Genomic DNA, 4,268 nt, shown 5'->3' with positions numbered 1-4,268 from the left:
CCCCAGCATTATTAGTAAGCGGGGCGCTTCAACGTCGTGGGATCTGGGGCAGGGAGCCGCCAGGCGGACTGCCCCCTTGGTTCGGCTTCAGTTGCTGGGTGAGCCTAGCTATTCGGGTAACCAGGCGATCGGGCATTCGGGTAGTTGCCCGGTTGGCTGGAGTCTTTTAGGGGCAGTCACATTCCCACCAGTTGTCGCCGCAGATGGAACAAGTGATGGGGCCAGCACCTGGGCAGGGCTCGACGTGGCTGTAGCGCGTGATGCGTCCACCTCGGGAGGTCACGATTTCATGGCCGGCTTCGATGGGCTTGTTGCATCTGGTGCAGGTGCCGCTGTCGTACTCTGCAATGAATCCAGTTTCACGTTTTTGCATAGACGCGATGTTACCAGCGGGAACGAACTGCCTCTGGTGTTTCTTCAGTTGCTCGGTGGAGTCTTCCAGCATCACCCAACCTTGACCACGACGCAGGGATGTTGCCACCGCAGAGGGCAGGAAGGGGAGTGTTGAGGGCAGGGGTTGCCCTGTAGAAATTTACAGAGCAAGCAACGGCACCGCGTCGGTTGGACGGTCGGCATCGGTTGGGCAGGGCGTTAGCCCTGCACGCTTGGCGCAGGTTATTAGTTCTGCACAGTGGCGGCGTGTTCCATCGCTCTTGATGAGTTGCCCCTAGTTCATGGGGTCTTCATACCGTAGGTCTAGACGTGGCACTTCTTCGCGCTCGTGCTTCACAACATGAGCATGGTCTAGCTGGCTGATGGATCGAGAAAAGAACCGGCTCTAACCCGGTAAGGGGCGATTGTTAGTCGCTTGGCTTTTTGGCTTAGGACACGCGGGGCGTCCTGCCCGCGAGGATCTATGGCAACCACGCCAATGGTTGGTAGACTCTGTGCTATTGAGTTATTGAACTGACTTCATGATCCCCCGAACACGCCAATGTTCGGGGGATTTCTCTTTGTCCGGCGTGTTGCTCTGACATGGGAGGGGAGCGCGCTGCGCGTACCGATACCGTGAACTTATGACCACTAACGAACATGGCACTGCTCCAGTGATGGGCTTAGCGGAAGCGGCCAAGGCGTGCGGTGTTTCCGTTTCGACGATCCGCAGGCGGAAAGACATTCTGCTTTCAGCGGGTGCCAGGATTACGTCTACGGGGTGGCAGATCCCCATACCGGCGTTAGTCTCCAGTGGTCTGATGGGTGGCACTACGCCACCCCCCGATGTGTCGGTGACACCTGCCACGGTATCCCCCGTTGGCATCCCTGATGACATGGTTATCCAAGAGCTTGAATCGTTGCGTGCCAGGTTGGTTGATGCGGAGCGTAGAGCCGCTGTTGCGGAAGCTCAAGCGGTTGAGCGTGAGCGTGTGATCCAGGTGCAAGCTACGGCCTTGAGGATGCTTGAAGCTGGCACCCCTGCATGGGTGGCTCCAGCCACCTCTGATAGCCCCAGTGATACCCGTGTGAGCGATCCTCTGCCATCCCCTGCCAGCGGTGCTGTGCTGCCCTCTCAGAGCCGCGCTCGCAGGTTGTGGCCGTTCACTCGGCGATAGTATTACTAAGCTGTTGTGCGGCGCTCTAGCGCCGCTCTCTGGGCATAAGAAAGCCCCCGACTCGTGACGCTGAATCGGGGGCTTTTCTACCTCTTAGTCCTTGGCTCGTGCAAGGCGTTCTTTGAGAGTTTCCTCTGGTTCGCCTTCTCCCAGGCGTTCAGCCTTTTCTCCGCCTGACAGATCTGGGTCATTGAGTATCTCTTCTTGCGCGATCTCGTATGCCTCGCGGTCGGGATCGGTTGCTGCCTTCGCTATATATACCTGCGGCTTTTCATCAGTAATTGTGCGGCTGATAGATACTGTGCCCGGAACGGGTTCTTCTGTAATTGATTTAAATTTATTGATTGTCATTTAATGACACTTCCGATCTGCTATTTACGTATGTTTGTATTTCAATTATAGCATGCTGTTGAATTCCAAATGTATTTATGATATGTGCTTGTTTTCTATTGGCATCACTTTGGCCCAGCTGACTGCCAGAGGTCTGGTCATCAGCCCCGACAGTGCTCCAGTTACCCCTCTAGCGCGTTCGCCAGTGTTACCGAGTCCAGCACCGCCTTGACGGTTGACGCGTGCCAGGTCTTACCCGTTGCCGTTTGGATTCCTTCAGTGGTGAGCTGGTCGGCAATCTTCCGTAGAGACAACCCCTTGCCCTCATTCTTGAGCTGGTGGATATAGAGCATCGTTTCCACTGGCAGGACGGCAGTCCTGCCCATGTGTTCCCCCTTAGCCGCCTTCTCTTGCATGGCTGCTGATGTTCGGGCGCCAATGAACTTGCGTTCGATCTCTGCAAAGTTCAACGCCATGTTGTACATGCCAGCTCCCATGATGGTTGCTGTATCAACGCCTAGGTCAAGACAGATAATCCTCCAGCCTTGACGCTGTGAGTCTGCAAGGACTCGTGTGCCGTCTTCCATGTTGCGTGACAGTCGATCTAATTTCGACACCATTAGGCCGTGGTACTTCTTGGCTTTGAGTTCGGCAAGCATGGCTTGCATCTTTGGGCGTTTGCTGATGGTGGCCGCACTAGCGGCCAGCTCTTCAATGATGACCAGGTTGTACCCCATGCGCTTAGCTTCACGCTCAAGTTCACCGCGTTGCACCTCGGGGCTAATGTCCTGCTTGTCGGTCGATACGCGGACATAGCCAACGATGTTTAGGGGTAGGTCTGCATGAGCTGGGGTTGTGGTCATACCCTTACTGTACATAATGGGAACCCTTTATGTACAGTCGGGCTCTTTCCATTGCCGGATACAACTAGCCGGTAGGCAATGACGTACACGGCCTACCTCCCACAAATGTGTTCGGTGAGAGGGCTTAGTGAAGCCATGTTTGATGAACTCCTGGAAATATTGAAAGCAATCAACGAGTCAGTGAAGCTTGCGCGTGCGGCATGGCAGGTGACCTGCTCGGCTCGCATCTGGCTACGCGCTAGGCGTGTGGAGCGTGCCCAGGATAAGGAGCGGGGGGCGGGTAACCCCTAGCGCATAGCCGCTGCCCCTATAAGTGTTAGCTAATAATCTCGTGTGCAACATGCAGGGTTTTGCCGTCAGGCAAAAGCCCCTCATGATTACCTGCATCCCAGAGTTGGCAAGGGTCTGCTGTTAGCCGGCTACTGTTCGGCAGTGGGTAAGAGTTGCACGGCGTGGGGGCAACCCCCGGTTGTGTGTGGACTGTTGCCCGCTCGTGGTTGACGTGCCTAGTGATGTACGAGTTTTAGCACTCTTCAAACTGCGTTCGGGGTATACCGTCGGCTTGCCAGGTTCTATGCAAGAGGGTGGGGATGCACCCTAACCGGGCAGCTACCTTCCCGGTAGTGATAGCAGTTATTCGCGCGGCGTTATCAGGAAGTTTTTTCACCCATCAACTACGGGCAAGGGCAAGTCATACTTGGTGGCAAACCAGATCACGCGGGGGTTCCGTGCTGCTTCCCGGTTGATCCTAGGGCCGCATTCCTTGACCCGGTAGGTTTCACCATCTTCACGCCACAGCTTGCGGGCTACGCGTCGGCGCTGGTTGATGGTGGCCGTTACCGGTTCCATGTGGGCGGGGTTCACACAGCCTTTGCCGCGGCACGCGGTGAGGTGGTCTAGTTCCCGTCGGGGCTTGTGGCCATGCATTAGTAGATCCCATGCAACCCGGTGCGCAAGCCATTCCACGTTGGCGCTGTTATGTGTGTACATCAGCGGGTAGCCCGAGACGCTAAGACTTGTTCCGGTGAAGATCCAGCACTTGCCCTCTACGTGGATACCGTCGGCAAGTAGTTGCATGTTGGTCTGCTCCACCTCGGCATTCTTGCTGGGGTCTTTGGGGTGTTCGATCAGGTGCAGGTGTTCGTGTTCTCGACATAGTCGCCGACCGGCTCCACGCCGCAACCCGTCGTCCTGGTGATTCTTGCATCCCTCGAACTGACACCGCTTGTTGCCGCTCGAGCGTTCCCACTGCCGGTAGTGGCGTTCGCACAACTTGCGGGCGTGGGCCGGTTTCTGGCACTTCGGATTCCTGCATGGGCCGTCGTTGATTGAGGGCAGTTTTGGACTCCTGAGAATGTTCAAAATGAAAGCTACATTTAGGCATAAAGAAACCAAGGCAAACCCAGTGTATCAGCAGGAAGTCTGCTGTGCAAACGCTGTCGATCGGCCCCCAGCATTATTAGTAAGCGGGGCGCTTCAACGTCGTGGGATCTGGGGCAGGGAGCCGCCAGGCGGACTGCCCCCT

The 4,268-nt window shown here is 56.3% G+C and carries 6 protein-coding genes; 2 read left to right on the top strand and 4 right to left on the bottom strand.

The window, feature by feature from the left end:
- Positions 1-166: 166 nt before the first annotated feature.
- Positions 167-445 (bottom strand): hypothetical protein, encoded by a 279-nt coding sequence (locus tag CQ018_RS19720; RefSeq protein WP_105551718.1) that lies wholly within the window; start codon positions 443-445, stop codon positions 167-169.
- A 571-nt stretch (positions 446-1,016) separates the two neighbouring features.
- On the opposite strand from CQ018_RS19720, the gene CQ018_RS20380 reads away from it, so the two are divergent.
- Positions 1,017-1,550 (top strand): hypothetical protein, encoded by a 534-nt coding sequence (locus tag CQ018_RS20380; RefSeq protein ID WP_258142795.1) that lies wholly within the window; start codon positions 1,017-1,019, stop codon positions 1,548-1,550.
- A gap of 93 nt (positions 1,551-1,643) precedes the next feature.
- Here the strand turns inward: CQ018_RS20380 and CQ018_RS19710 are convergent, their stop codons facing one another.
- Together CQ018_RS19710 and CQ018_RS19705 are read right to left on the bottom strand one after the other, a co-directional pair.
- Complete coding sequence (locus tag CQ018_RS19710; RefSeq protein WP_105551716.1) at positions 1,644-1,901, bottom strand: hypothetical protein; 258 nt, start codon at positions 1,899-1,901, stop codon at positions 1,644-1,646.
- Positions 1,902-2,062: 161 nt separating this feature from the next.
- Positions 2,063-2,743 (bottom strand): recombinase family protein, encoded by a 681-nt coding sequence (locus CQ018_RS19705; RefSeq protein ID WP_258142794.1) that lies wholly within the window; start codon positions 2,741-2,743, stop codon positions 2,063-2,065.
- 135 nt (positions 2,744-2,878) lie between these two features.
- Here CQ018_RS19705 and CQ018_RS20180 point away from each other — a divergent pair, with 135 nt between their 5' ends.
- Positions 2,879-3,034, top strand: a complete 156-nt coding sequence (locus CQ018_RS20180; RefSeq protein WP_181150027.1) for a hypothetical protein — start codon at positions 2,879-2,881, stop codon at positions 3,032-3,034.
- A gap of 372 nt (positions 3,035-3,406) precedes the next feature.
- On the opposite strand, the gene CQ018_RS19700 is transcribed toward CQ018_RS20180, so the two are convergent.
- Positions 3,407-3,835 carry a hypothetical protein gene (locus tag CQ018_RS19700; RefSeq protein WP_105551714.1) on the bottom strand — a complete coding sequence of 143 codons (429 nt, stop codon included), beginning with the start codon at positions 3,833-3,835 and terminating at the stop codon, positions 3,407-3,409.
- Between the last annotated feature and the right edge of the window lie 433 nt (positions 3,836-4,268).

It is taken from the genome of Arthrobacter sp. MYb227, assembly GCF_002975435.1.
Lineage (GTDB): Bacteria > Actinomycetota > Actinomycetes > Actinomycetales > Micrococcaceae > Paeniglutamicibacter.
This window is presented reverse-complemented; position numbering and strand designations above follow the sequence as displayed.

Coding starts and splice junctions, on each gene's coding strand:
- CQ018_RS20180 (WP_181150027.1), top strand. CDS start 2,879: ATGTTTGATGAACTCCTGGAAATATTGAAAGCAATCAACGAGTCAGTG.
- CQ018_RS19710 (WP_105551716.1), bottom strand. CDS start 1,901: ATGACAATCAATAAATTTAAATCAATTACAGAAGAACCCGTTCCGGGC.
- CQ018_RS19705 (WP_258142794.1), bottom strand. CDS start 2,743: ATGACCACAACCCCAGCTCATGCAGACCTACCCCTAAACATCGTTGGC.
- CQ018_RS20380 (WP_258142795.1), top strand. CDS start 1,017: ATGACCACTAACGAACATGGCACTGCTCCAGTGATGGGCTTAGCGGAA.
- CQ018_RS19720 (WP_105551718.1), bottom strand. CDS start 445: ATGCTGGAAGACTCCACCGAGCAACTGAAGAAACACCAGAGGCAGTTC.